The organism is Pseudomonas citronellolis, from assembly GCF_900112375.1.
In the GTDB taxonomy this organism is placed as follows: domain Bacteria; phylum Pseudomonadota; class Gammaproteobacteria; order Pseudomonadales; family Pseudomonadaceae; genus Pseudomonas; species Pseudomonas citronellolis.
On the sequence record NZ_FOLS01000032.1, the window covers coordinates 70,677 to 95,410 of the forward strand.

18 protein-coding genes and 1 tRNA gene are annotated in these 24,734 nt (G+C 66.6%); 8 read left to right on the plus strand and 11 right to left on the minus strand.

The genetic code is table 11. The features are described 5' to 3' along the window. Positions 1–39: 39 nt before the first annotated feature. The 3 genes from BM060_RS25680 (at position 40) to BM060_RS25690 (ending at position 4,816) form a co-directional block, all read left to right on the plus strand. Positions 40–3,774, plus strand: a complete 3,735-nt coding sequence (locus BM060_RS25680; RefSeq protein ID WP_074984359.1) for a bifunctional diguanylate cyclase/phosphodiesterase — start codon at positions 40–42, stop codon at positions 3,772–3,774. Positions 3,775–3,791: 17 nt separating this feature from the next. Next, positions 3,792–3,868, plus strand: a tRNA-Ile gene (locus BM060_RS25685). Positions 3,869–4,045: 177 nt separating this feature from the next. Then, positions 4,046–4,816 carry a nuclease-related domain-containing protein gene (locus BM060_RS25690; RefSeq protein WP_074984361.1) on the plus strand — a complete coding sequence of 257 codons (771 nt, stop codon included), beginning with the start codon at positions 4,046–4,048 and terminating at the stop codon, positions 4,814–4,816. Positions 4,817–4,840: 24 nt separating this feature from the next. On the opposite strand, the gene BM060_RS25695 is transcribed toward BM060_RS25690, so the two are convergent. Continuing rightward, positions 4,841–5,263 carry a helix-turn-helix domain-containing protein gene (locus tag BM060_RS25695; protein ID WP_058073289.1) on the minus strand — a complete coding sequence of 141 codons (423 nt, stop codon included), beginning with the start codon at positions 5,261–5,263 and terminating at the stop codon, positions 4,841–4,843. Positions 5,264–5,291: 28 nt separating this feature from the next. Next, positions 5,292–5,540, minus strand: coding sequence for a type II toxin-antitoxin system HicA family toxin (locus BM060_RS33785; RefSeq protein ID WP_245322973.1), 249 nt, complete (start codon positions 5,538–5,540; stop codon positions 5,292–5,294). Between the two features lie 32 nt (positions 5,541–5,572). Here BM060_RS33785 and BM060_RS25705 point away from each other — a divergent pair, with 32 nt between their 5' ends. Next, on the plus strand, positions 5,573–6,757 hold the full coding sequence (locus BM060_RS25705) for a Fic family protein (RefSeq protein ID WP_074984367.1): 1,185 nt from the start codon (positions 5,573–5,575) through the stop codon (positions 6,755–6,757). 42 nt (positions 6,758–6,799) lie between these two features. On the opposite strand, the gene BM060_RS25710 is transcribed toward BM060_RS25705, so the two are convergent. Then, a complete protein-coding gene (locus tag BM060_RS25710) occupies positions 6,800–7,204 on the minus strand; it encodes a type II toxin-antitoxin system HicB family antitoxin (protein WP_009615524.1) in 405 nt (134 codons plus the stop codon). Between the two features lie 32 nt (positions 7,205–7,236). Further along, positions 7,237–7,419 carry a type II toxin-antitoxin system HicA family toxin gene (locus BM060_RS25715; protein ID WP_074984370.1) on the minus strand — a complete coding sequence of 61 codons (183 nt, stop codon included), beginning with the start codon at positions 7,417–7,419 and terminating at the stop codon, positions 7,237–7,239. A 458-nt stretch (positions 7,420–7,877) separates the two neighbouring features. Here BM060_RS25715 and BM060_RS25720 point away from each other — a divergent pair, with 458 nt between their 5' ends. Next, positions 7,878–8,366, plus strand: coding sequence for a BRO-N domain-containing protein (locus tag BM060_RS25720; protein WP_074984372.1), 489 nt, complete (start codon positions 7,878–7,880; stop codon positions 8,364–8,366). Positions 8,367–8,663: 297 nt separating this feature from the next. Here BM060_RS25720 and BM060_RS25725 read toward each other — a convergent pair whose 3' ends face one another. Further along, positions 8,664–8,822 carry a YqaE/Pmp3 family membrane protein gene (locus BM060_RS25725; RefSeq protein ID WP_009615518.1) on the minus strand — a complete coding sequence of 53 codons (159 nt, stop codon included), beginning with the start codon at positions 8,820–8,822 and terminating at the stop codon, positions 8,664–8,666. Positions 8,823–9,201: 379 nt separating this feature from the next. Here BM060_RS25725 and putA point away from each other — a divergent pair, with 379 nt between their 5' ends. Beyond that, positions 9,202–13,137 carry a trifunctional transcriptional regulator/proline dehydrogenase/L-glutamate gamma-semialdehyde dehydrogenase gene (gene putA / locus BM060_RS25730; RefSeq protein WP_074984375.1) on the plus strand — a complete coding sequence of 1,312 codons (3,936 nt, stop codon included), beginning with the start codon at positions 9,202–9,204 and terminating at the stop codon, positions 13,135–13,137. A 190-nt stretch (positions 13,138–13,327) separates the two neighbouring features. Here putA and BM060_RS25735 read toward each other — a convergent pair whose 3' ends face one another. The 3 genes from BM060_RS25735 to BM060_RS25745 are packed head-to-tail and all read right to left on the minus strand — an operon-like array spanning position 13,328 to position 16,571. Beyond that, positions 13,328–14,677 (minus strand): glutamine synthetase family protein, encoded by a 1,350-nt coding sequence (locus BM060_RS25735; RefSeq protein ID WP_074984377.1) that lies wholly within the window; start codon positions 14,675–14,677, stop codon positions 13,328–13,330. Between the two features lie 36 nt (positions 14,678–14,713). After that, complete coding sequence (locus BM060_RS25740) at positions 14,714–15,262, minus strand: helix-turn-helix domain-containing protein (protein WP_043319201.1); 549 nt, start codon at positions 15,260–15,262, stop codon at positions 14,714–14,716. Positions 15,263–15,281: 19 nt separating this feature from the next. Further along, positions 15,282–16,571 (minus strand): NAD(P)/FAD-dependent oxidoreductase, encoded by a 1,290-nt coding sequence (locus tag BM060_RS25745; RefSeq protein ID WP_074984380.1) that lies wholly within the window; start codon positions 16,569–16,571, stop codon positions 15,282–15,284. Between the two features lie 227 nt (positions 16,572–16,798). Between BM060_RS25745 and BM060_RS25750 the strand changes: the two genes are divergently transcribed. After that, positions 16,799–17,500, plus strand: a complete 702-nt coding sequence (locus tag BM060_RS25750; protein ID WP_009615508.1) for a transcriptional regulator FNR — start codon at positions 16,799–16,801, stop codon at positions 17,498–17,500. Positions 17,501–17,882: 382 nt separating this feature from the next. On the opposite strand, the gene BM060_RS25755 is transcribed toward BM060_RS25750, so the two are convergent. Further along, positions 17,883–18,584, minus strand: coding sequence for an MOSC domain-containing protein (locus BM060_RS25755; protein WP_074984382.1), 702 nt, complete (start codon positions 18,582–18,584; stop codon positions 17,883–17,885). Between the two features lie 100 nt (positions 18,585–18,684). Between BM060_RS25755 and BM060_RS25760 the strand changes: the two genes are divergently transcribed. Then, a complete protein-coding gene (locus tag BM060_RS25760) occupies positions 18,685–19,575 on the plus strand; it encodes a LysR family transcriptional regulator (protein WP_074984385.1) in 891 nt (296 codons plus the stop codon). Positions 19,576–20,206: 631 nt separating this feature from the next. Here the strand turns inward: BM060_RS25760 and BM060_RS25765 are convergent. Continuing rightward, a complete protein-coding gene (locus BM060_RS25765; protein WP_074984387.1) occupies positions 20,207–21,985 on the minus strand; it encodes an acyl-CoA dehydrogenase C-terminal domain-containing protein in 1,779 nt (592 codons plus the stop codon). Positions 21,986–22,204: 219 nt separating this feature from the next. Beyond that, a complete protein-coding gene (locus BM060_RS25770; RefSeq protein ID WP_074984390.1) occupies positions 22,205–24,001 on the minus strand; it encodes an acyl-CoA dehydrogenase C-terminal domain-containing protein in 1,797 nt (598 codons plus the stop codon). Between the last annotated feature and the right edge of the window lie 733 nt (positions 24,002–24,734).

Sequence of the window (24,734 nt, forward strand, 5' to 3'; positions counted from 1 at the left end):
ACACTTCGGCATATCCACTCCCCGGGTCCGAGGCTCCCCATGCCGCGTCTGCAGGCTCTTCTGTTGTGCTTGGCATGCTGGGTCCTCCAGGCGCAGGCGCTCACCCTCACGCCGGAAGAACAGGCCTGGCTGCGCCAGCATCCGCAGCTGCGCCTGGGCGTGGACGCCTCCTGGCCGCCCTTCGAGTTCCGCGACGACCAGGGCCGCTACCAGGGGCTCGCCGCCAGCTACGTGCAACTGATCAGCGACCGCCTGCAGGTCGGCATGCAGCCCAGCGAACCGAGCAGCTGGAACGAAGTCCTGCAGCAGGCGCGCAACGGCCAGGTCGACCTGCTGCCAGGTATCATGGCCACGCCCGAACGCAGCGAATACCTGACCTTCACCCGCCCCTACCTGGACTTCCCCATCGTCATCCTTGCCCGCAAGGATGGCCCCAACCCGGAAAACCTGCGGGCGCTGTACGGCCTGAAGGTCGGCGTGGTCGACCACTACGCGCCCCATGAACTGCTGATCGCCAAGCACCCGGACCTCAACCTGCTGCCCCTGCCGAGCGTCGCGGCGGCCCTGCAGGCCCTGGCCACCGGGCAGGTCGACGCCTTCGTCGGCGACTTCGCCTCCAGCGTCTGGAGCCTGCGCCAGCTCAAGCTCGAAGGCATCCAGATCAGCGGCGAGACGCCCTATCGCTACCAGTTGGCCATGGCCGTGCCGCGCAACGATGCAATGCTCGCCGGCATCCTCGACAAACTCTTCGCCGAACTCACCAGCGACGAGGTCGAAGCCCTGCAGACACCCTGGGTCGGAGGCCTGCTGGACAACCGCCCGGCCTGGTCGCACCACCTGCTGACCATCGGCCTGCCGGCCCTGCTGGTGAGCCTGGCGATCGTCGCCACGCTGGTGGCGATGAACCGCCGCCTACGCGGCGAAGTGGCGCGGCGGGTGAGGCTCGAACAAGCCCTGCGCGACAGCGAGCAGCACTTCCGCGGCCTGGTAGAGAGCATGGCCGCCATCGCCTGGGAAATGCGCCTGTCGGAAAACCGCTTCACCTACGTCTCGCCCCACGCCCAGGAACTGCTGGGCTACCCACAGCACGAGTGGCTGCAACCGGGCTTCTGGCAGCGCACCCTGCACCCGGCCGACGCCGAGCAGGCGATGAGCTTCTGCTTCTCGGAAAGCCGCGCCGGGCGCAACCACAGCCTGGATTACCGGATGCTCGCCGCCGACGGCCGCGTGGTGTGGATCCGCGACATCGTCACCCTCATCCGCCACGGCGACGAACTCATCCTGCGCGGCCTGATGATCGACATCACCGAGGCCAAGCGCACCGAGCAGGCGCTGCGCCTGTCCGAGCAGAAGTTCGCCTCGGTGTTCCACCACTGCCCGGACATCATCGTCCTCGCCCGGCGCATCGACGGGCGCCTGCTGGCGGTGAACAGCACCTTCGAGCAGCAGGTCGGCATCCCCGCCAGCGAAGCCCTGGGCAAGACCGCCACCGAGCTGAACATCTGGAGCGAGCCGGGCATGGGCCCGCGCATGCTCGAACGCCTGCAGGGCGAGAACCTCAACAACATCGAGATCAGCCTGCATCGCCGCGACGGCAGCCGCTTCACCGCCCTGCTCTCGGCCCAGCGCGTGGCGCTGGACGACACGCCGGCCCTGGTGGTGGTGGCGCGCAACATCTCCCAGCTCAAGCAGACCCAGGAGCAACTGCGCGCCTCCGAGGAAAAATTCGCCAAGGCCTTCCACGCCTCCCCCGACGGCATGCTCATCACCCGCATCCGCGACGGCCTGCTGCTGGAGGCCAACGAAGGCTTCACCCGCATCACCGGCTACGGCCGCGAGAGCGCCAGCGAGCGCTCGACCCTAGAACTGGGCCTGTGGGCCGACCCGCAGGACCGCGAGCGCCTGCTGCAGATGATCCACGAACGCTCGACGGTGCAGGACTTCACCGCCTTCATCCGCACCCGCGAAGGCGCCGCCCGGCTCTGCGAACTCTCGGCGCACCACATCGTCATCAGCGGCGAAGACTGCCTGCTGACCATCGCCCGCGACATCACCGAGCGCCAGCAGATGCAGGAAAAGCTCACCCTGGCCGCCACCGTGTTCGAAAGCACCGCCGAAGGCGTGATGATCACCGACGCCAGCCAGCGCATGATCGCGGTCAACCGCGCCTTCAGCGAAATCACCGGCTACGGCGAGGACGAAGTGCTGGGCCAATCGCCGCGCCTGCTGGCCTCGGGGCAGCACGACAGCAGCTTCTACGTCGCCATGTGGCACCACCTCAACGCCGAAGGCCACTGGCAGGGCGAGATCTGGAACCGGCGCAAGAGCGGCGAGCTCTACCCGGAGTGGCTGACCATCAGCGCCGTGCGGGGCAACAACGGCGAAACCAGCCACTTCGTCGGCGTCTTCGCCGACATCTCCACGCTCAAGTACGCCCAGGCCCGCCTCGACTACCAAGCCCACCACGACCCGCTCACCGGCCTGCCCAACCGCCTGCTGTTCGAATCGCGCCTGACCTCCGCCCTGAAGGAAAGCCAGGAAGAACAGCAGCTGGGCGCCGTGCTGTTCCTCGACCTGGACCGCTTCAAGCACATCAACGACAGCCTCGGCCACCCGGTCGGCGACCAACTGCTGAAATCCATCGCCCGGCGCCTGCGCGAACAGCTGCGCGACATCGACACCGTGGCCCGCCAGGGCGGCGACGAATTCATCATCCTGCTGCCCGGCCTGCACCAGAGCGCCGATGCCGAGCACGTGGCGAAGAAACTGCTGAACTGCTTCAGCCACGCCTTCGTCGCCGACGACAAGGAATTCTTCGTCAGCGCCAGCATCGGCATCAGCCTGTTCCCGGTGGACGGCAAGGACGTCGCCACCCTGGTGAAGAACGCCGACGCCGCCATGTACCGGGCCAAGGCCCAAGGCCGCAACCGCGTCGAGTTCTACACCCGCGAACTGACCTTCCAGGCCAACGAACGCGTGGCCCTGGAGCACGAACTGCGCCGCGCCCTGGAAACCCACCAGCTACAGCTCTACTACCAGCCCAAGCAGGCCCTGGACACCGGCGCGCTGGTGGGCGCCGAAGCGCTGATCCGCTGGAGCCACCCCAAGTACGGCGCCATCCCACCGGACCGCTTCATCCCCCTGGCCGAAGAGACCGGGCTGATCCTGCCCCTGGGCACCTGGGTGCTGGAAGAAGCCTGTCGGCAGATGAGCCGCTGGCAACAGAGCCACGCCGCCTTCGGCCCGCTGTCGGTGAACCTCGCCGGCGCCCAGCTCTACCAGCACGACGTGGTCGACCAGGTGCGCGAGCTGCTGCAGCGCTACAACCTGCACGCCCCCAGGCTGCAACTGGAGATCACCGAGAACTTCCTGATGCACCAGACCGACGAGGCCCTGACCACCCTGCACGCCCTGAAACGCCTGGGCGTACAACTGGCCATCGACGACTTCGGCACCGGCTACTCCTCGCTCAGCTACCTCAAGCAGCTGCCGCTGGACATCCTCAAGATCGACCAGTCCTTCGTCCACGGCCTGCCGGACGATCCCCACGACGCCGCCATCGCCCGCGCCATCATCGCCCTGGGCCGCAGCATGAACCTGACCATCATCGCCGAAGGCGTGGAACGCGAAGAACAGGAACGCTTCCTCGCCGAAGAAGGCTGCGACCAGGTCCAAGGCTACGCCCTCAGCCCGCCCCTGCCTGCCGAACAATTCGCAGCCCGTTTCCTCACCCCACTGCATCCGATTGGCACCGCGCAAGGGACGCCGGTATAATCCCGCCGGCCTTCTGGGGGCCTATAGCTCAGTCGGTTAGAGCAGAGGACTCATAATCCTTTGGTCCACGGTTCGAGTCCGTGTGGGCCCACCACCTTCAAAGCCGCGCATTGCGCGGCTTTGCGCTTTCTACAGCCGTAGTATCTGGATCAGCGCTTTGGTCCCAAGGTACGAAAACGGTACAGCGCCGTTACGCCAGCGTGCCCGTGAAGTCCTTCGCGCTTACTTTCGGTAAGATCCGCACAATCAAAGGATCGCCGAAGGTCAAGAAATGGACTTCACCCCCATCATCGCTCAGGTCTGGGGCACTGCCGCCTGGTTTATCCCGCTGATACTGCTGATTGGCCTGCTCAAATCGCCGTGGGCCAAGGGCCACATCGGCGAACTCTTGGTGCAGCTGTTTGCCCACTGGCAGTTGGACAAGCAAACCTACCGCCGCCTGCACAATGTCACCCTGAGCACGCCAGACGGCACCACCCAGATCGACCACGTGTTCCTCTCGCCCTACGGCATCTTCGTGCTGGAAACGAAGAACATGAACGGATGGATCTTCGGCAACGAGAAGCAGGCGCAGTGGACGCAGAAGATCTACAAACGCACCTTCAAATTCCAGAACCCGCTGCGGCAGAACTACAAACACCTCAAGGCCCTGGAAGCCACCCTTGGCGTCAACCCCGAGCACCTGCATTCGGTCATCACCTTCGTCGGCGGCAGCACTTTCAAAACCGAACTGCCAGCCAACGTCACCCAGGGCATCGGTTTTATCCGCTACATCAAGTCATTCCGGCAACCGGTGTTCAGTACGACCGAAGTCGAAACCATGCTGAATGCCCTGCAAACAGGGCGCCGCACGCCGACATACGCCACCCACCGCGAGCACGTGCAGAACCTCAAGCGGCGCAGTGACCCAACGGCAGAGCGGCAATGCCCCAAATGCGGCAGCGCCTTGGTGATCCGTACGGTGAAATCAGGCCCGAAAGCAGGGCAGCAGTTCTGGGGCTGCTCGACTTTTCCCAAGTGCCGGACGATGCAGAATCTTTGAGAGATGGGCCAGGAACCTGCGCCATCAGGCCGCAATAACTGTCAGCGCAATCCGCTGGCCCAGTACCGCCAGCGCGTGCTCTACCTGCTCGATCTTCGAGCGGTGCAGCAGATCCACCAAGCGGTCCACCTGAGGACGGTTCACCCCCAGCCGGCGAGCCATTTCGGCCTTGTTCACGCCCTGTGCCTGCATGGCATTCCAGAGGGCAGCCTTGGCTGCAGTAAGCGCAGGCAAGCACACCACTGGCTGGCCTGGCGCAGCTCGCGAGGGAAGCGGAATCGGTACTTTGCGCTCCACATACATCGACAGGGCCGTCTCAAGGCCATCGATGGCATCCAGCAGCGCTTCCTCTTCCGTATCCCCTGCACTGGCCAACTCGGGCACGTCATCACAGCTGACCCACACGCTGCCCGCCTCATGATGCACGGTCACGGGATAGTCAAACATAGCTCGCCACCTCTAGCAGGGCCGGATCTCAATCCTTGAGCCCCAAGTCTTTGATTATTTTCTTCCTCAGCCCTTCGCCCATTTCCTTGGCACCGTGGTCCGGGAAGATCGTCTGGTTGTCGCCGAAGTAAACCACCGTACGGGCAAAACTATCAGCCTCCGACAGCACCGAATGAGGCATGCAGAGCAAGATGAACAACCAGGACGACACCACCTGGCTGGACGCTGAGCCGAATAGCTCGCACAATCGGCTCATTAAATGAGCCGAATAATCCATTTATTCGGCTCACCACCCTTGGAAGACATGCCATGAACGAGCCCCTCTGGATCTGGCAACAGCCTGACTGGCCGGATTTCCGCTGGCAGGCCGAGCGTCTTGCCCCGCTGCTGCGCAGTTGTGCCCAGGCCCAGGGGCGTCTGCTGGGCATGGCTGGGACGATCGATGCCGGCAGTGATGCGGAGAATGCGCTGGATGCGTTGCTGCAGAATATCGTCACCAGTTCCGCCATCGAGGGCGAACAGCTGAATGTCGAGTCGGTGCGCTCCTCCCTGGCGCGGCGGCTGGGCCTGGAGAGTGGCGGGCGCAGTACGCCGCGCTCTGAGGGCCTGGCCGAACTGATGCTGGATGCCACGCGCGGCCATGCTCAGCCACTGACGCTGGAACGCCTGCTGCACTGGCACCGCCTCCTTTTTCCAATGGGTGACACCTCTCCACACGCCCGAATCCACGTCGGCGATCTGCGGGGTGATGAGCCAATGCAGGTGGTCTCTGGCCGGCTCGATCGGCCCACGGTGCATTTCGAGGCACCGCCACGCGCGGGGCTGGAAGTGCAGCTTCAGGCCTTTCTCGACTGGTTCGCCAGCAGCCGTGCCGATGTTGCTTTGGACCCACTGCTGCGAGCCGGCATCGCGCACTTCTGGTTCGTGACCCTGCATCCCTTCGATGATGGTAATGGGCGGCTGACTCGCGCCATCACCGACCTGGCCCTGGCTCAGGGCGAGCAGCAGGCCATCCGCTTCTATGCCATGTCCTCCAGCATTCTCGAGGATCGGCGCGGCTACTACCGGATACTGGAAAGCAGCCAGAAGGCTTCGCTCGATATCACCGCCTGGCTGGAGTGGTTCCTGGCCACCCTGCTGAAAAGCCTGGAGCAGGCGCTGGCACGTATCGACCGGGTTCTGGGCAAGGCGCGTTTCTGGCAGGCGCACCGCGAGCAGGTGCTTTCAGCCGAACAGCTGAAGGTGCTCAACCGCCTGCTCGATGGCGATCTGCTGGGCGAACGCGGCGGGTTCGAGCAAGGTATCAGCGCGGCCCAGTACCAGGCCGTGGCGAAGGTTTCCAAGGCGACCGCAACCCGCCATCTGGGCGACCTGCTCGACAAGGGATGCCTGGTCCGCCTGCCAGGCGGCGGGCGCAGCACTCGCTACCAGATCAATTGGCCTGCCTCGACCTTGCCAGCAGCCAAGCGACAGGACGACCGCGAAGAACCCTGAATCCTACCCCGAGAAAAACCGCGTGATTGCGCATCATCTGGTTCAGTTCGAAGACAACTCACGCAGCGCGGCGGTAGCCAGGAAGCCGGAGCGAGAGGCGTAGCGATGGTCGCGCTTCACGCGTTCGTCGATGCGTTGCAGGAGGTTTTCCGGGAGGCTGGCGTTGAAGCGCACAGCCTTGCCCAGGTAGGGAGTGACGTCGAAGTCGACCACCGCCCAGACACCGCCGGCGTAGTCGGGGTTGCCCATGTGGGTGTCCACCTCCTGGGCTTGAGGGAGCGTCTCGCCGTCGGCCACCAGGCCTTCGAAGTGCAGGGCCAGGGCTTCCTGGACGTTTTCCAGCGCCTGGCTGACGGTGCCGCCGGCGGAGAAGCAGCCAGGCACGTCAGGGATGGTCACGCCGTAATCCGAGTCGGCGTCCTTGTGCAGAACCACGGGGAATTTCATGTTGATGCCCTCCTCCTGGGCTGACGGCCGACTCATCGCAGGCCGGCCTGGCGCAGAATGCTGTTCACGGTCCCGACCGGCAGGTTGCTCCTGGGGTGGGGAACCGTCACCCGCCCCTTCTTGGTGAAATGCCGGAACTGGTGATGACTGCCTTTCACCTCAACCAGGAACCAGCCATCCGCCCGGATCAACTCCATGATTTCTCGACTGCGCATCGTCCCTCCGCCCAGCCTTGGTGTGTATGCTACACACCACGACTGTGATTATCTACACACACTACACACCCGAATTTCGATCTTGCCGCCAGGCGCTCCGCCGCAATTGAAGAGCGCCGAGGCTTTGGGCGGTGCGAGGGGGTTGGCGGGAGCGGAAATCTGGGAAATTGCCTACAGGGCATTGGCGTTGCTGTCTTACGAGGCAGCTGCGTAGCGTTCCACCTGCCACGGATCAGACGTGGCCAGGTGTGGAATCCTGCTAGCAACCATCGCAATACACGCCATAGCGGAGTTCTTCGGCGTTCACCGAACGATCTTCGGCTGTCTATGGCGGGCCGTGCGAGGCGGGCTTTTGCCCGACCGGTTGGTTGCTTCCGGGATTCCACCCTTGCACGGTCCGCCTCCCTTCTCCGGATTGCCTGGGTGGCGGCTTCTTCGATGCAGCAAGGAGCGACAGCATGAGCCTTTCTTCTACTTCCGATTCCGTCCTCGTCCCTTCGGTTTTCCTGCGCCATCGCCGGCCCCTGCGGGCGGTGCTGATCGAGAACCAGGCATGGTTCGTCGGGCGTGACCTGGCGCGGCTGACCAACAGCCATGTGTCCACGCGGGTTATCCACAAACTGGATGCTGATCAACAGCGGTTCGAGTGCCTGCAGGTGGCCGGCGGCGAGATGACGCGTGAGTGGCTGGTCAGCGAGAGCGGCGTGTATGCGTTGCTGATGGTGCATTTCTATCACCCGGAGAACCGGGGCTTGCGGCAGTGGTTGAGCAATGAGGTGGTGCCGGCGTTGCGGGATGCTCGGCAGGGCGATCCGGATTTGCCGCGGCGAAGGGTGAAGCGGGTGCAGGGGCAGCAGTTGAGCGTGCTGGATTGGCAGGGGAAGTTGTGGGTGCGGTTTGGGGATGCGGTGGGGTTGATGGAGCGGGAGGTTCGGCGGGAGTCGTAGGGTGGGTGGTATGCATGGTGATGGGTATCGTTGCGCTCAACGCCATCCTACGGGGGTCAAGGTTGGGTCAGGTGCGGTTTTTGGTTTGGGTTCCCTCTCCCCAGCCCTCTCCCTGAAGGGAGAGGGGGCTTGTTCGTGCCGAGAGGGGGACCGGCTTCAGTCGGTAACTTTCGGTGTTGCCGGCTGACTCCAGAGCACCAGCGCCTGCCCAACGGTCCCCTCTCCCTTCAGGGAGAGGGTTAGGGAGAGGGCTGCCGGGCCTCGCTCTAGCGCCGACAGACTTGACCGGACCCCGCCTCACCGCTTCGCAATGATGTAAACCGCATGCACGATACCCGGGATGTACCCCAGCAACGTCAGCAGGATGTTCAGCCAGAACGCCCCGCCGAAGCCCACCTGGAGGAACACGCCCAAGGGCGGGAGGATGATGGCGATGAGGATGCGGATCAGGTCCATGGCGGGTGCTCCTTGTAACTGTGGCTACTGACACCAGCATCGACCACGGCCGCTTCGCTGGCGTTCAATCCTTTTGCGCGCCTGGACCGAATGCCGCGCACGGGCCATAGTTGTGCGCAGACCCGGGCCGCTATGTATCGAAAAGGTGCAACCCCACCCACGCACCTGAGCGGCGCCTCTCCACTCTCCGGAATGGCCCGCAAGGTCCGCTTCTTGCAGCGATCGCCGGGCATCCGCTGCATCCGTCGGCATGGTCACTTTTCTACACAGTCCGTCGAGTTCGACCAATGGCCGGTTGCACCTGGTTGCACCTTTGTCGTCCGGCGTTTAAATTCTCGCCACATTTCCGCCGTGCCCACTTTCAATAACAGGTACAACCATGGCCACCACCACCCTTGGCGTGAAGCTGGACGACGCCACCCGTGAACGTCTGAAGCAAGCCGCCCAAGCCATCGAGCGCACGCCGCACTGGATCATCAAGCAGGCGATCTTCAACTATCTGGAGCAGATCGAGGGTGGTCTCTCCCCCGCCGCGCAGTCCGGCCTGGCCGCCGCGGCCGGCGAGGAATCGCTGGAGGCGCTGAACGAGCAGGGCCTGCAGGTGTTCCTGGACTTCGCCGAGAGCATCCTGCCGCAGTCGGTGCTGCGCGCCGCCATCACCTCCGCCTACCGCCGCCCGGAAACCGAGGCCCTGCCGATGCTGCTGGAGCAGGCCCGCCTGCCGCAGGACAAGGCCGAGGCCGCCAACAAGATGGCCCTGGGCATCGCCGAGAAGCTGCGCAACCAGAAGAGCGCCGGCGGCCGCCAGGGCCTGGTGCAGGGCCTGCTGCAGGAGTTCTCGCTGTCGTCCCAGGAGGGCGTGGCGCTGATGTGCCTGGCCGAGGCGCTGCTGCGCATTCCGGACAAGGCCACCCGCGACGCGCTGATCCGCGACAAGATCAGCAACGGCAACTGGAGCCAGCACCTGGGCCAGAGCCCGTCGATGTTCGTCAACGCCGCCTCCTGGGGCCTGCTGATCACCGGCAAGCTGGTGTCCACCCACACCGAGGCGGGCATGACCTCCTCGCTCAACCGCATCATCGGCAAGAGCGGCGAGCCGCTGATCCGCAAGGGCGTGGACATGGCCATGCGCCTGATGGGCGAGCAATTCGTCACCGGCGAGACCATCGGCGAAGCCCTGGCCAATGCCGCCGCCATGGAGAGCCGCGGCTTTCGCTATTCCTACGACATGCTCGGCGAAGCCGCTCTGACCGATGAGGACGCCAAGCGCTACCTGGCCTCCTACGAGCAGGCCATCCACGCCATCGGCAAGGCCTCCCACGGCCGCGGCATCTACGAAGGCCCGGGCATCTCGATCAAGCTCTCGGCGCTGCACCCGCGCTACAGCCGCGCGCAGTACGACCGGGTGATGGACGAGCTGTACCCGACCCTGCTGGGCCTGACGCAGATGGCCAAGCAGTATGACATCGGCATCAACATCGACGCCGAGGAAGCCGACCGCCTGGAAATCTCCCTCGACCTGCTGGAGCGCCTGTGCTTCGAGCCGTCGCTGAGCGGCTGGAACGGCATCGGCTTCGTCATCCAGGGCTACCAGAAGCGCTGCCCGTACGTGATCGACTACGTGATCGACCTGGCCAAGCGCAGCCGCCACCGCCTGATGATCCGCCTGGTGAAGGGCGCCTACTGGGACAGCGAGATCAAGCTGGCCCAGGTCAACGGCCTGGAAGGCTACCCGGTCTACACCCGCAAGCCCTACACCGACGTTTCCTACATCGCCTGCGCGCGCAAGCTGCTGGCGGTGCCGGAGGCCATCTACCCGCAGTTCGCCACCCACAACGCCCACTCACTGTCGGCCATCTACCAGATCGCCGGGCAGAACTACTACCCCGGCCAGTACGAGTTCCAGTGCCTGCACGGCATGGGCGAGCCGCTGTACGAGCAGGTGGTGGGCAAGGTCGCCGACGGCAAGTTCAACCGCCCGTGCCGCATCTACGCCCCGGTGGGCAGTCACGAGACGCTGCTGGCCTACCTGGTGCGCCGCCTGCTGGAAAACGGCGCCAACACCAGCTTCGTCAACCGCATCGCCGACCACAGCATCTCGCTGCAGGACCTGGTGACCGACCCGGTGCAGCAGGTCGAGCAGATGGCCGCCCAGGAAGGCACCCTCGGCCTGCCGCACCCGCGCATCCCGCTGCCGCGTGATCTGTATGGCGAAGGCCGGGCCAACTCCGCCGGCCTGGACCTGGCCAACGAACACCGCCTGGGCTCGCTCTCCTCGGCGCTGCTGACCAGCACCAACCAGGCCTACGTCGCCCAGCCGGTGCTCGGCGGCGAAGCCCCGGCGCCCGCCGCGGCCGAGCCGGTGAAGAACCCGGCCGACCACCGCGACGTCGTCGGTCAGGTGCACGAGGCCAGCGAGGCGGACGTGAACAACGCCCTGCTCAGCGCCCAGGCCAGCGGGCCGATCTGGCAGTCCACCCTGCCGGAAGAGCGCGCCGCCGTGCTGGAGCGCGCCGCCGACCAGATGGAAAGCGAGATGCAGCAGCTGATGGGCCTGTTGGTGCGCGAATCCGGCAAGACCTTCGCCAACGCCATCGCCGAAGTGCGCGAGGCGGTGGACTTCCTGCGCTACTACGCGGCCCAGGCCCGCACCTTCTCCAACGACAGCCACCGCCCGCTGGGCCCGGTGGTGTGCATCAGCCCGTGGAACTTCCCGCTGGCGATCTTCAGCGGCCAGGTGGCCGCCGCCCTGGCCGCCGGCAACACGGTGCTGGCCAAGCCGGCCGAGCAGACCCCGCTGATCGCCGCCCAGGCCGTGCGCATCCTGCTCGAAGCCGGCGTGCCGGCCGGCGTGCTGCAGCTGCTGCCGGGCCGCGGCGAGACCGTCGGCGCGCGCCTTGTCGGTGACGAGCGTGTGCGCGGCGTGATGTTCACCGGCTCCACCGAAGTCGCCGGCATCCTCCAGCGCAACATCGCCGGCCGCCTGGACGCCCAGGGCCGCGCCATTCCGCTGATCGCCGAGACCGGCGGGATGAATGCGATGATCGTCGACTCCTCGGCGCTGGCCGAGCAGGTGGTGGTGGACGTGATCAACTCCGCCTTCGACAGCGCCGGCCAGCGCTGCTCGGCCCTGCGCGTGCTGTGCGTGCAGGCCGACGTGGCCGACCGCGTGGTGCAGATGCTCAAGGGCGCCATGGCCGAATACACCCTCGGCTCGCCGGAGCACCTGAACGTGGACATCGGCCCAGTGATCGACGCCGAGGCCAAGGGCAATATCGACCGCCACATCCAGGCCATGCGCGACAAGGGCCGCAAGGTCTTCCAGGCCGCGCGGGTGAACGGCGACGCGCTCAAGCGCGGCACCTTCGTGGTACCGACGCTGATCGAGCTGGACAGCTTCGACGAGCTCAAGCGCGAGATCTTCGGCCCGGTGCTGCACCTGGTGCGCTACGAGCGCTCCGACCTGGACCAGTTGCTGGCGCAGATCAACGCCTCCGGCTACGGCCTGACCCTCGGCGTGCACACGCGCATCGACGAGACCATCAGCCAGGTGGTGGGCAACGCCCATGTCGGCAACCTGTACGTGAACCGCAACATCGTCGGCGCCGTGGTCGGCGTGCAGCCGTTCGGCGGCGAAGGCCTGTCCGGCACCGGCCCGAAGGCCGGCGGCCCGCTGTACCTGTTCCGCCTGCTGTCGACCCGCCCGCGCGACGCGGTGGCCAGGCAGCTGACCGGCGACAACGTCCAGGCCCTGCCGCGCCCGGCCGAGCGCGAGAAGGCCCTGCAAGCCCTGCGCGACTGGGCGGCCAAGCAGGAGCCGGAACTGGCGAAGGTGGCGGACGAGTTCGCCAGCCTGGCGCAGAGCTACGCCTGCCACGTGCTGACCGGCCCGACCGGCGAACGCAACACCTACACCCTGCTGCCGCGCGAGCGTGTGCTGAACCTCGCCGAGGAGCGCGCCGACCTGCTGGTGCAACTGGCCGCCACCCTGGCGGTGGGCAGCCTGGCGGTATGGCCGGCGAGCCAGCGCGAGCTGCGTGACGGCCTGCCGAAGGAAGTGCAGAAGCGTATCGAGCTGGTCAGCGACTGGACCGCCGCCGAAGCCGCCTTCGACGCCATCCTGCACCACGGCGATTCCGACCAGCTGCGCGAGGTGTGCGAACAGGCCGCCAAGCGCAAGGGCGCCATCGTTGGCGTGCACGGCCTGGGCAAGGGTGAAACCGACGTACCGCTGGAGCGCCTGCTGGTGGAGCACGCCCTGAGCGTGAACACTGCGGCCGCCGGCGGTAACGCCAGCCTGATGACCATCGGCTGATGCGACGGCGGCGGCCCTACCCGGCCGCCGCCAGCGACACCCGCGCCCTTGCGGCGCGAACCGCGCTACCGCCCTCGTCGAGGGGGCTACCCGCCCGGTAGCGCGGCTTTCCCTCCAGGCATTCCGTGCCTCGCGTCCACCCACACGGCGGATGCCGCGGCGGGGCTACCCTCCCCGCCGCATTCCTTCCTTACAGGAACCAGCGATATTCGCGAGCGCTGACTTCGTCCATGAACTCCAGGTGATCGTGGCGCTTGTTCTCGCAGTAGACGAAGACGAACTCGCTGCCGAGCCCTTCCTTGACCACCGGGTGGTTCTCCATGGCCGCCACCGCGCCAAGCATGTCGCGGGGGAAATCGATGCCGCTGTCGCGGTCTTCGTTCAGCGGGGCGATGGGTTCCTTGCCCGCTTCCAGGCCGTATTCCATGCCGGTGAGGATGGCCGCCAACACCAGGTACGGGTTGGCGTCGGCGCCGGCCAGACGGTGTTCGATGCGCAGGTTCCTGCCGTCGGACTCAGGGATGCGGATGCACGCGTCGCGGTCTTCGAAGCCCCAGCTGGCCTTGCTCGCCGCGTTCACCCGCGAGCCGTAGCGGCGGTAGGCGTTGTGGTTGGCGGCGAAGATCGGCATGCAGTGCGGCAGCAGCTCCAGGCAGCCGGCCACGGCGTGGCGCAGCGGGCGCTGGCCCTCGCCGTCGAGCAGGTTGCGGCCGTCGCGGTCGTACAGGCTGACGTGGACGTGCATGCCGCTGCCCGGCGCGTGCAGGTAGGGCTTGCTCATGAAGCTGGCGCGGTGCCCGTGCTTGAGCGCCACGCCACGGGTGGAGCGGGTGAACAGCGCGGCCTGGTCGGCGGCGTGCAGGCCGTCCTCGCAGTGGGCGAAGTTGATCTCGAACTGGCCCGGGCCGATCTCGGCGGTGATCACGTTGGCGTCCACGCCCTGCTCGCGCGAGGCTTCGACGATTTCATGCAGCACATCGGAGAAGCGCGACAGGCGCTCGATGTGCATGTTCGGCTGGTCGTCCTCGTCGTCGCACAGCGGGTCGCGCGGGTACTGCGGCAGGCCGTCCTTGAGCTTCCTGTCGAACAGGTAGAACTCCAGCTCGAAGGCCACCACCGGGCGAATACCCTTGCCTTCCAGGCGCTTGAGCACGCGCGCCAGCACTTCCCGCGGTTCGAACTCGATGGGCGCCTCGGTGCCGTCGGAGCTGATGATCATCTGCCCCAGCGGCTGGCTCTCCCAGCGCACCGGCTTGAGCGTGCCGGGGATCAGCCGGCGCGGCGCGTCCGGGTCACCGTCGTTGAAGCAGTAGTCGCCGATCGGGTGCAGGCCGCCCTGCACGCCCAGCAGCACGCAGTTCTGCGGCAGCTTCAGGGGCGAGCCGGCGGCGACTTTCTCCAGCATGTCCACCGGGTAGCGCTTGCCGTAGAAATGCCCGGGGATGTCCAGGCAGATCAGGTCGACGTAGCGCACGTCCGGGTACTGGGCGCGGAAGGCGCGTACTTCGCTGAGCAGGTCGGGGAAGGTTTGGCGGTTCATCTTCTTGGTGCCTGTGTCGGGCGCGGCCGGATGCCTTCAGGTGAAGATCCAGAGCACCCTCGTTGGTTTGTCGGTCAGGTTGCCGTAGCGGAACTTCGCGTGCGGCGGCAGCTGGAAGCTGTCGTTGGGGTAAAGGGTGACGGTCTCGTCCTGGTACCAGAGGGTCAGTTCGCCCTCCAGCACGAAGCCGCCCTGTTCGGAGCTGTCGTTGAGATGGTCTTCGCCGCTGGTGGCGCCGGGGGCGAGGATGCTGTCGAGCATCGAGAAGCCGCCGGACATGTTCGGCGAGGCGAGGATGTCGGTGATGCCGCCGGCGTAGTACAGCGTGCGGCGGTCAGCCGGGCGCGTCACCCAGGCCAGCTCGCGCGCCGGCCCCTCGGCGTAGAAGTAGGTGGTCGGCACGCCGAGGGCTTCGCTGATGGCCGTCAGGTCGGCCACGGTGGGGCGCGACAGACCGCGCTCGACCTGGGAGAGGAAGCCCACCGAGCGGCCGATGCGCTCGGCCAGGGCGCCGAGGGTCAGGTTCTTGTGCTTGCGCAGGTCGCGGATGAGGGTCGCGAGGTGTTCGTTCTGGTGTTCTTGCATAGGCGCTTTCCGGCTCGGATCAGAAGAAGTCCCGCAAGCGATACCAGGCTTTGCCGACGGCTTCCAGTGGCGCGGCGAAGCGCTGGCCGCCGGGGAAGCCGGGATTGCTCAGGCGCTGGTACAGGTCGAGCTCCTCGTTGCGCCCCAGCATCGCCTGGCTGACCGCGCGGGCGGCGGCCAGGCTGGGCAGCACGCCGTGCCCAGAATAGCCCTGCAGCCAGTAGAGGTCGCCGCGGCGGCCGACGTCCGGGGTACGCCGCATGCTGCAGTCGATGTGCCCGCCCCAGGCGTATTCCAGCTCCACCCCGCGCAGTTGCGGGAACACCCGCTCGACGTAGGGCCGGGTGGCGGCGCGGATGTCCGAGGGCATGCCGCCCAGGTAGGTGCAGCCACCGCCGAACAGCAGACGGTGGTCGGGGGTGAGGCGGAAGTAGTCGAGGACGAACTGGTTGTCGGTCACGCAGCAGTTCTTCGGCAGCAGCGAGTGCGCAAGCTCGGCGCCCAACGGCGCGGTGGCGACCTGGTAGGTGCCCACCGGCAGGATGCGCGCCGAGACCTGCTTGTCCAGGCCGTCGATGTAGGCGTTGCAGGCCAGCACCAGGGAGGCGCAACGGATGCTGCCGTGCTCGGTCTCGACGAGGTAGCCGTTGCCCTGCTCGCTATAGCGCAGCGCACGGGTCTGCTCGAAGATGCGCCCGCCGGCCTTCTCCAGCGCGCCGGCAAGGCCGTAGGCCAGTTTCAGCGGGTTGAGGTGCGCGGAATTCGGGTCGTACAGGCCGGCCAGGTAGCGCTCGCTGCTAATCCACTGCGGCAGCTCGGCGCGGGAGACCATCTGCAGGCCTTCATAGCCCCAGCGGCGCGACGCCTCGCCCTGCCACTCCTCGAGCATGCCGACGCGGCGCGGCAGCACGGCAGTCCACAGGTGGCCGACGCGGTAGTCGCAGTCGAAGCCGTGGCGCTGCGGCAGGTCGCGCATTTCCCGCGCGGCCCAGAGCATGCCTTGCCACAGGCGCAGGGCGCCTTCATGGCCGAGGTCGGCCTCGATCGGCCCGAGGTCGCTGGACCAGCCCGGAAGCGCCTGGCCGCCGTTGCGCCCGGAAGCCGCCCAGGCGATGCGGCTGGCCTCGATGACGCAGACCTGGCGGCCGCCTTCGGCCAGCTGCAGCGCAGTGTGCAGGCCGCTGAAGCCGGCGCCGATCACCAGTACCTCGATCTCCAGCGCATCCGTCAGCTGCGCGCGGGGCTGCAGCAATTCCGGGCTGGCGGCGGCGTAGTAGGTGCCGACGGGCTGGCTGGATTGCAGGAACATGGCGACCTCGTGAAATTGTCATGCTTGTTTTTCATGAAAACTAGCACAACTAATTTCACGAAGCCAGCCCGGCGCGAATCCACAGCGACCCGCGGCAGCCCAGCCAGGGGGAAGCCGGGCCGTGCGCGCGGGATGACAGACGCCCATCTGTTGCTATGTTCTTAGGAGATAAAAAGGCCGCCGGACGCGGTTCGGTCGGGCGTACAGGGGATAACCGGATGAATCGGATGCTGAAGCCGCAGCCTTATTGCAAGAATTGCCGACTGGCACCGCCCACCCTCAGCGACGACAAGCTCCAGGAGCTGGAAGCCCTCATCAAGCCCGGCCACCTGCTGCACAAGGGCGACCACCTGTTCCGCCAGGGCGACGCCTTCCACAACGTCTACCTGGTGCGTTCCGGCTCGCTGAAGACGGTGACCACCAACGAGCAGGGCCTGGAGAAGATCACCGGCTTCTATTACGCCAACGAGATCTTCGGCTTCTCCGGCATGGACGAGGGCCGCTACCCGGTGTCGGCCATCGCCCTGGAAAGCACCCTGTGCAGCGAGATTCCCTTCGACCAGCTGGAGCTGCTGTCGCAGCAGATTCCCGGGCTGTCGCACCAGCTGCTGCTGATGATGAGCCGCAAGATCCGCGAGGACCAGCAGATGAAGCTGCTGCTCTCGCGGCTCAACGCCGACTCGCGGATCGCCGCCTTCCTGCTGAACATCTCCGCACACTTCCGCGAGCGCGGCTTCTCCGCCCTGCGCTTCCGCCTGAGCATGTCGCGCCACGAGATCGGCGACTACCTGGGACTGGCGGTGGAAACTGTGTCACGCAGCTTCACCCGCCTGCAGAAGAACGGCCTGCTGCGGGTCAACGGGCGGGAGACGGAGATCGTCGACTTCACCGAGCTGTGCGCGCTGGCGGGTGGCGAGATCGAGCTGTAAGGCCTTTATCGCGGACGGAGTCCGCTCCTACGGGAGCATGCCGATGGCATACGGCCGCGCCAGGTTTCTTTCGTAGGATGGGTTGAGCCTGCGAAACCCATGCGGTCATTGGCGATGGGTATCGCTCCGCTCAACCCATCCTACGGTGCGTGTTCGCCTGAGGGTGTAGGAGCGGGCCCTGCCCGCGATTCGCGCGCAGGGCGCGCTCCTACATGGGCTATGCCATGGCTGATGCAGCGTAGGAGCGGATTCATCCGCGATGCGGCCGGCAGGCCGCCTCCGGCCCCGGGGCGCAAGGCCCCGGCCGGGAATAAAAGCCGCCCCGATGGACCAAAACGACGTCCGGGGGCGGGCGCGAGGCAGGTTGTGGGCAGCCGCCGCGTCAGGCGGGGCCGCTGCCCAGGCATTCAGGGCCCTGCAGGCGGGCCGTCCAGTCTTCCACCACGCCACTGGCCAGGCGTTGCGCGGCGGTCTTGCGCCAGCGCAGCGAGAGCGCGTCGCACGCCATCATCTGGCGCAGGCCGCAACGCTCCAGCGGTTCGCCGAAGTACCAGCGCAGCAGGCTGGCGACGCTCAGCTGCGGGTAGTGCCGCTGCACCAGCTCCAGCGGCGCGGCGGCGCTGACCATGCCGGCGCGGCGCACCCGGTAGAACCAGCCGCAGCGGCCCTGCTGCTGCAACTCCAGCGGCAGTTCCGGGAGGTTCCAGCGGCGCCCCAGGCGGTAGCACGGCGAGCGCGGCTGGCTGACTTCGATCAGCGCATCACCCCAGCGGAACAGGTCGCCGATACACACGTCCGCCTCGCTGATGCCGAAGGTCGAGAGGTTCTCGCCGAAGGCCGGTTGCTGCCAGCGCTGTTGCGGGTGCTGCTTGCGCCAGTGGCGGTAGTGCTCGGCCGGGTAGTGGTGCAGCGCGCGGTCGAGGCCGCCGTGGTGGCGCAGGTCGGCCTGTTCGTCGCCGGGCAGGCCTTCGCTGCCCAGCCAGACTTCCTCGCGGGTTTCCAGCTTGTCGATGGCGCTGACCAGACCGCCCCAGCACTCTTCGACTTTGCCTATGAAAACACCCTGGATGACGATGCCTTCCACCTTTGTCTACCCGTCTGCAGCAGCGGACAGGCACTAGACTAGAGCCTCGGATAGGTTCCTATCCATTTCGATTTTCCAGTTTCGTTGATAAGCCGCGCTTATGGATTTCCGCCAGCTCCGCTATTTCGTCGCGCTCTACGAGGAAGGCCACGTCGGCCGTGCCGCCGAGCGCCTGGCCCTGTCGCAGCCGGCGCTGTCGCAGCAGATCCGCCAGTTGGAGCGGAGCCTCGACGTGGCCCTGTTCCAGCGCATCGGCAAACGCCTGGTGCCGACCGTGGCAGCGCACACGCTGTACAACCATGCCGTGCCGCTGCTCGAAGGCCTGGAGCGCGCCCACGAGGCCCTGCGCGGCTTCCGCGGCCAGGCCGCGTGCAGCCTGGCCATTGGCGTGCTGCAGACGGTCAACGCCAGCCTGGTGCCCTACCTGGTGGAACGCCTGCACGCCGCGCAGCCGCATTTGCAGGTGCGCATCTACGAACTGTCCGGGGTGGAGATCGAGCGCCGGCTGCTGGCCGGGCAGTTGGACATCGGCATCGGCTTCCTGCCGCCGCGCCAGCCGGCGCTGCACGGCGTGGAGCTGTACCCGGACGAGCTGCAACTGGTGATCCCCGCCGACCACCCGTTGCGCGAATTCAAGAAGGTGTCCCTGGCCCAGGCCGCGGAGCTGCCGATGCTGCTGCTCGGCGAGGAATTCCGCGCCCGGCAGATCTGGCAGGAACAACTGGCCGCGATCGGCCGCCGGCCGCGGGTGCAGGCCGAGCTGAACCACATGAGCGGCATCCTCGACAGCCTGCCCCACAGCCGCTTCGCCACGGTGCTGCCGGGCCGCGCGCGGCAACTGCACAGCAACCGCGACCTGCTGTGGAAGCCGTTGAGCGAGCCGCGCATTCCGCTGAGCGTGGGGTTGGTGTATCGCGATGCGCAGCGCCAGCACAGCACCGTGGAGTTGCTGCGCTCGCTGCTGGAATGCGTGGTGCAGAGTTTTTCGTAGGAGCACCGGTCTTGCAGGCCGCGCCGGAGTGCTCTTCGTAGGAGCGGACCTTGTCCGCGATAGCCGGGCGTCCCGGCGCGTTTCGCGGATGAGATCCGCTCCTACGCCGCCCCACCCGCACCATTCCCCCTGTAGGAGCGCGCCCTGCGCGCGAATCGCGGGCAGGGCCCGCTCCTACAGGTTGCCGGGAGGCACGGTATTCCTCCCCCATAGAAGCGGACCTTGTCCGCGATAGCCGGGCGTCCCAGCGCGGATCGCGGATGAGATCCGCTCCTACGCCGGCCCACCCACGCCATTCCCCCTGTAGGAGCGCGCCCTGCGCGCGAATCGCGGGCAGGGCCCGCTCCTACAAAAATCGCAGGCAAAAGAAAACCCCGCCTTGCGAGCGGGGTTTTGCAGACCGATATCCTGACATCCGTGCAGGCCACCGTCCGTGGTGGAATCCCTTTCTTTCCGTTTTGTCGTTGGCGCTTCCTGCGCAATGTCCTGACTGAGGAGAAGATTACCCCTCGCGCCGACGAGCCGATAGACGCCAAATGACACCGCGGCGTGTAAGCCTAGGCTTACAAAACCGTTGCGCCCCTGAAACGACAAGGCCCCGCCGAAGCGGGGCCCTGTCAGGCTGAGCGACTTAGAACTGCGCAGCGTCGAGCAGGTACAGCGACTCGCTGCCGGCTTTCACCGAGGCGGTCAGGGAGTGGATGCGCGGCAGCAGGCGGGCAAAGTAGAAGCGCGCAGTGCCCAGCTTGCTGGCGTAGAAGTCGTCCTGGCCTTCCTTGCCCAGCGCCGCGCGGGCCATCAGCGCCCACATGTAGGCGTAGGCGGTGTAGCCGAACACGTGCAGGTATTCGACCGAGGCCGCGCCGATCTCGTTGGGGTTGGCCTTGGCGCGGTCCAGCAGCCAGGCGGTCAGTTCTTCCAGGTTCTGCACGGCGGCGTTCAGCGGGCCGGTGAACTCGGCCAGCTCGGCGCCGGCCGAGGCGGTGAAGGACTTGACCTCGTCGGTGAAGTGCTTGCTGAAGGCGCCGCCGCTGCCGACGACCTTGCGGCCCATCAGATCCAGCGCCTGGATGCCGTTGGTGCCTTCGTAGATCTGGGTGATGCGGCAGTCGCGCACCAGTTGCTCCTGGCCCCACTCGCGGATGAAGCCGTGGCCGCCGAACACCTGCTGGCCGTGGACAGTGGTTTCCAGGCCCATGTCGGTGAGGAAGGCCTTGGCCACCGGGGTCAGCAGCGCCACCAGGTCCTCGGCGCGCTTGCGGGTGGTCGGCTCCTCGCTGTACTTGGCGGTGTCCAGCTGCATGGCGACGTAGCTGGAGAAGGCGCGGCCGCCCTCGTTCAGCGCCTTCATGGTCAGCAGCATGCGGCGCACGTCCGGGTGGACGATGATCGGGTCGGCCGCCTTGTCCTTGGCCACCGGGCCGGTGGGCGCGCGGCTCTGGATGCGCTCGCGGGCGTATTCCACGGCGCTCTGGTAGGAACGCTCGCCGGTGGCCAGGCCCTGGATGCCGACGCCCAGGCGCTCGTAGTTCATCATGGTGAACATGGCCGCCAGGCCCTTGTTCGGCGCATCGACGATCCAGCCGGTGGCGCCGTCGAAGTTCATCACGCAGGTGGCCGAGGCCTTGATGCCCATCTTGTGCTCGATGGAGCCGCAGGACACGGCGTTGCGCTCGCCGAGGGAGCCGTCTTCGTTGACCAGCACCTTCGGCACCAGGAACAGCGAGATGCCCTTGGAGCCGGCCGGCGCGTCGGGCAGCTTGGCCAGCACCAGGTGGACGATGTTCTCGGTCAGGTCGTGCTCGCCGCCGGTGATGAAGATCTTGGTGCCGCTGACCTTGTAGCTGCCATCGGCCTGGGGCTCAGCCTTGGTGCGGATGATGCCCAGGTCAGTGCCGGCGTGGGGTTCGGTCAGGCACATGGAACCGGCCCAGGTGCCGGCGTACATGTTCGGCAGGTACTTGGCCTTGAGCTCTGCGCTGGCGTGGTTGAGCAGCGACAGGCAGGCGCCGGCGGTCAGCATCGGGTAGAGGCCGAAGGACAGGTTGGCCGCGTTGACCATCTCCTCGACCTGCGCCCCGATGACCTTGGGCATGCCCATGCCGCCGAATTCCGGCGCGCCGCCCACGCCCACCCAGCCGCCTTCGGCGTAGGTGCGGTAGGCCTCGGGGAAGCCGGCCGGGGTCTTCACGCCCGCGGCGCTCCAGCTGCAGCCCTCTTCGTCGCCGCTGCGGTTCAGCGGGGCGATCACGCCCGCGGTGACCTTGCCGGCTTCCTCGAGGATGGCGTTGGCGGTGTCGACGTCCACCGTCTCGGCCAGGCCCGGCAGCTCGGCCCAGAGCTTGCCGACCTCGAAGACTTCGTGGAGGACGAATTGCATGTCGCGCAGCGGTGCTTTGTAGTCAGCCATGTAGGAATCCTCGAGCGAAACAACGGCTGAACAAGCAGCCAGCGGTATTCAGGATAGGACGTACTCAAGGGTACGCCGGCGGAGTTTACCCCGACAACTCCCTAGAGCCATAGCGTCATATTGTGAACGAATTGTTAATCATCGGTCACATAATATGTCGCCACCGGACAGCCGGCGGCCCCGGCCGCCGCAAGGGCAACCGGGGCCGCGGCCGGTTCGTCAGAGGGCGAACTGCTCGGCGGACAGGCGCATCAGCGTCTCGCCACCGGCTTCCACCGCCGCCAGGTGCGCCGCGGCGCGCGGCAGCAGGCGGGCGAAGTAGAAGTCCGCGGTGGCCAGCTTGGCCTGGTAGAAGCCCGCCTCGGCGGCGCCCTCCTCCAGCTTCTGCCCGGCCACCAGGGCCATGCGCAGCCAGAAGTAGCCGAGGGTGACGTAGCCGGAGAACATCAGGTAGTCCACCGCCGCCGCGCCGACTTCGTCGGGGTTCTTCATGGCCGCCATGCCGACCTTCTGGGTCAGTTCGCCCCACTGCTTGTTCAGAGCCGCCAGTTGCGCCACCTGGGCCTTGAGCTGCGGGTGCTCGGCGTTGGCCTGGCACAGCTGGTGGACCAGCTTGGTGAAGCCCAGCAGCAGCTTGCCCTGGCTGCCCAGCACCTTGCGGCCCAGCAGGTCCAGGGCCTGGATGCCGTTGGTGCCTTCGTAGATCGGTGCGATGCGGCAGTCGCGCACCAGTTGCTCCATGCCCCATTCGCGGATGAAGCCGTGACCGCCGAACACCTGCATGCCGTGGTTGGTCACCTCCAGCCCGGTGTCGGTCATGAAGGCCTTGCAGATCGGGGTGAGGAAGGCCAGCAGGTTGGCTGCCCGCTCGCGCTCCTCGGCGCTGTCGGACAGGTGCTCGATGTCCAGCAGTTGCGCGGTGAAGTAGGCCAGGGCGCGGTTGCCCTCGTTGAACGCACGCATGGTCAGCAACATGCGCCGCACGTCGGGGTGGACGATGATCGGGTCGGCCGGCTTGTCCGGCGCCTTGGGCCCGGTCAGGGCGCGCATCTGCAGGCGCTCCTGGGCGTACTTCACGGCGCCCTGGTAGCTCACCTCGCCGAGGCACAGGCCCTGCATGCCGGTGCCCAGGCGCGCGTGGTTCATCATGGTGAACATGCAGGCCAGGCCCTTGTTGGCCTCGCCGATCAGGTAGCCGGTGGCGCCGTCGAAGTTCATCACGCAGGTGGCCGAGGCCTTGATGCCCATCTTGTGCTCGATGGAGCCGCAGGCCACGGCGTTGCGCGCGCCGGCCTCGCCGCTGGCGTCGAGCAGGAACTTGGGCACGATGAACAGCGAGATGCCCTTGGTGCCGGCCGGCGCGTCGGGCAGCTTGGCCAGCACCAGGTGGATGATGTTGCCGCTCAGGTCGTGCTCGCCGGCGGAGATGAAGATCTTGGTGCCGCTGATGGCGTAGCTGCCGTCGGCATTGGGCACGGCGCGGGTCTTGATGATGCCCAGGTCGGTGCCGCAGTGCGGTTCGGTCAGGCACATGGTGCCGGTCCAGGTGCCGGCGGTCATGCGCGGCAGATAGGCCTGCTTCTGTTCGGCGCTGCCGTGGGCGTGGATGGCGGCCATGGCGCCCTTGGTCAGCCCGGGGTACATGGCCCAGGAGCAGTTGGCCGCGCCGATCATCTCGCTGACCAGCAGGCCGAGGGAATGCGGCAGGCCCTGGCCACCGTAGGCCGGGTCGGAGGACACACCGTTCCAGCCGCCCTCGACGTATTGCGCGAAGGCCTCCTTGAAGCCCTTGGGCGTGGTTACCACGCCGTTGTCGAAGTGGCAGCCTTCCTCGTCGCCGGAGCGGTTCAGCGGGGCCAGCACCTGCTCGCAGAACTTGGCGCCCTCCTCGAGGATGGCGGAAACCATGTCCGGGCTGGCGTCGGTCGCTCCCAGGGCCTGGTAGCGGCCGGCAAAGTCGAAGACTTCGTCGATCAGGAAGCGCATGTCGCGCAGGGGAGCCTTGTACTCGGGCATGGCGGTTCTCCAGTCGGTTCGGCGCCAAAGCGGCGCGGATCAACCCCGAACCTACTGTGCGCCGGAAAGCCCCGGCAATCACTCTGCGCGCGATGAATGCGCGGCCATAACCGGCGCCGTCCCAGGCGCTGCGCAGCGCGTCGGGATAGTTCTGGTTGTAGGGCGCCGAGCGCCTGCGCCAGCACAGAAAAGCCCGCCTTATGGCGCAATGCTGTTCATTCAAGCGGTGCGTTGGTTCAGCGGAGGTGTTCTAGCCTGGCTCCGCTCCCTCACCCCAGCCCTCTCCCGGAGGGAGAGGGGGCCGTTTGGAGTGGGTGGGGAGTTCGGAGTCATCCTGATACTCCTAACCCCAGCCCGTCATTCCCGCGAACGCGGGAACCCAGTGACGGGCGGGTTCGCGAGCAAGCTCGCTCCTACGAAGAGCAAAGCGGCTCAGCTCTGGCTTTTGGACTTCCAGAGAAGCATCCACACGCACCGGAACGCCCCTTCAGAAGGCCGAGCGAAACCGGCGCTCAGGAGGTCATGCGACATGGATGTCGCGAGAGCCCCGCGGGCTACAGGGACGTACCCTCGGGGCGGGCCTCCGTGGCGGGGGAGTTCGCGAGGGTAGCCCGACTCTGTCGGGCCCGTATGTCGGGGCAAGCCTTTTTGGTTCCTTTTTGCGGGGGTGGCCTTCCACCGTTTGACAAAAGGGACTCGCCCGAGGGGGCGAAACAAGAAGGTTGGGCAAACT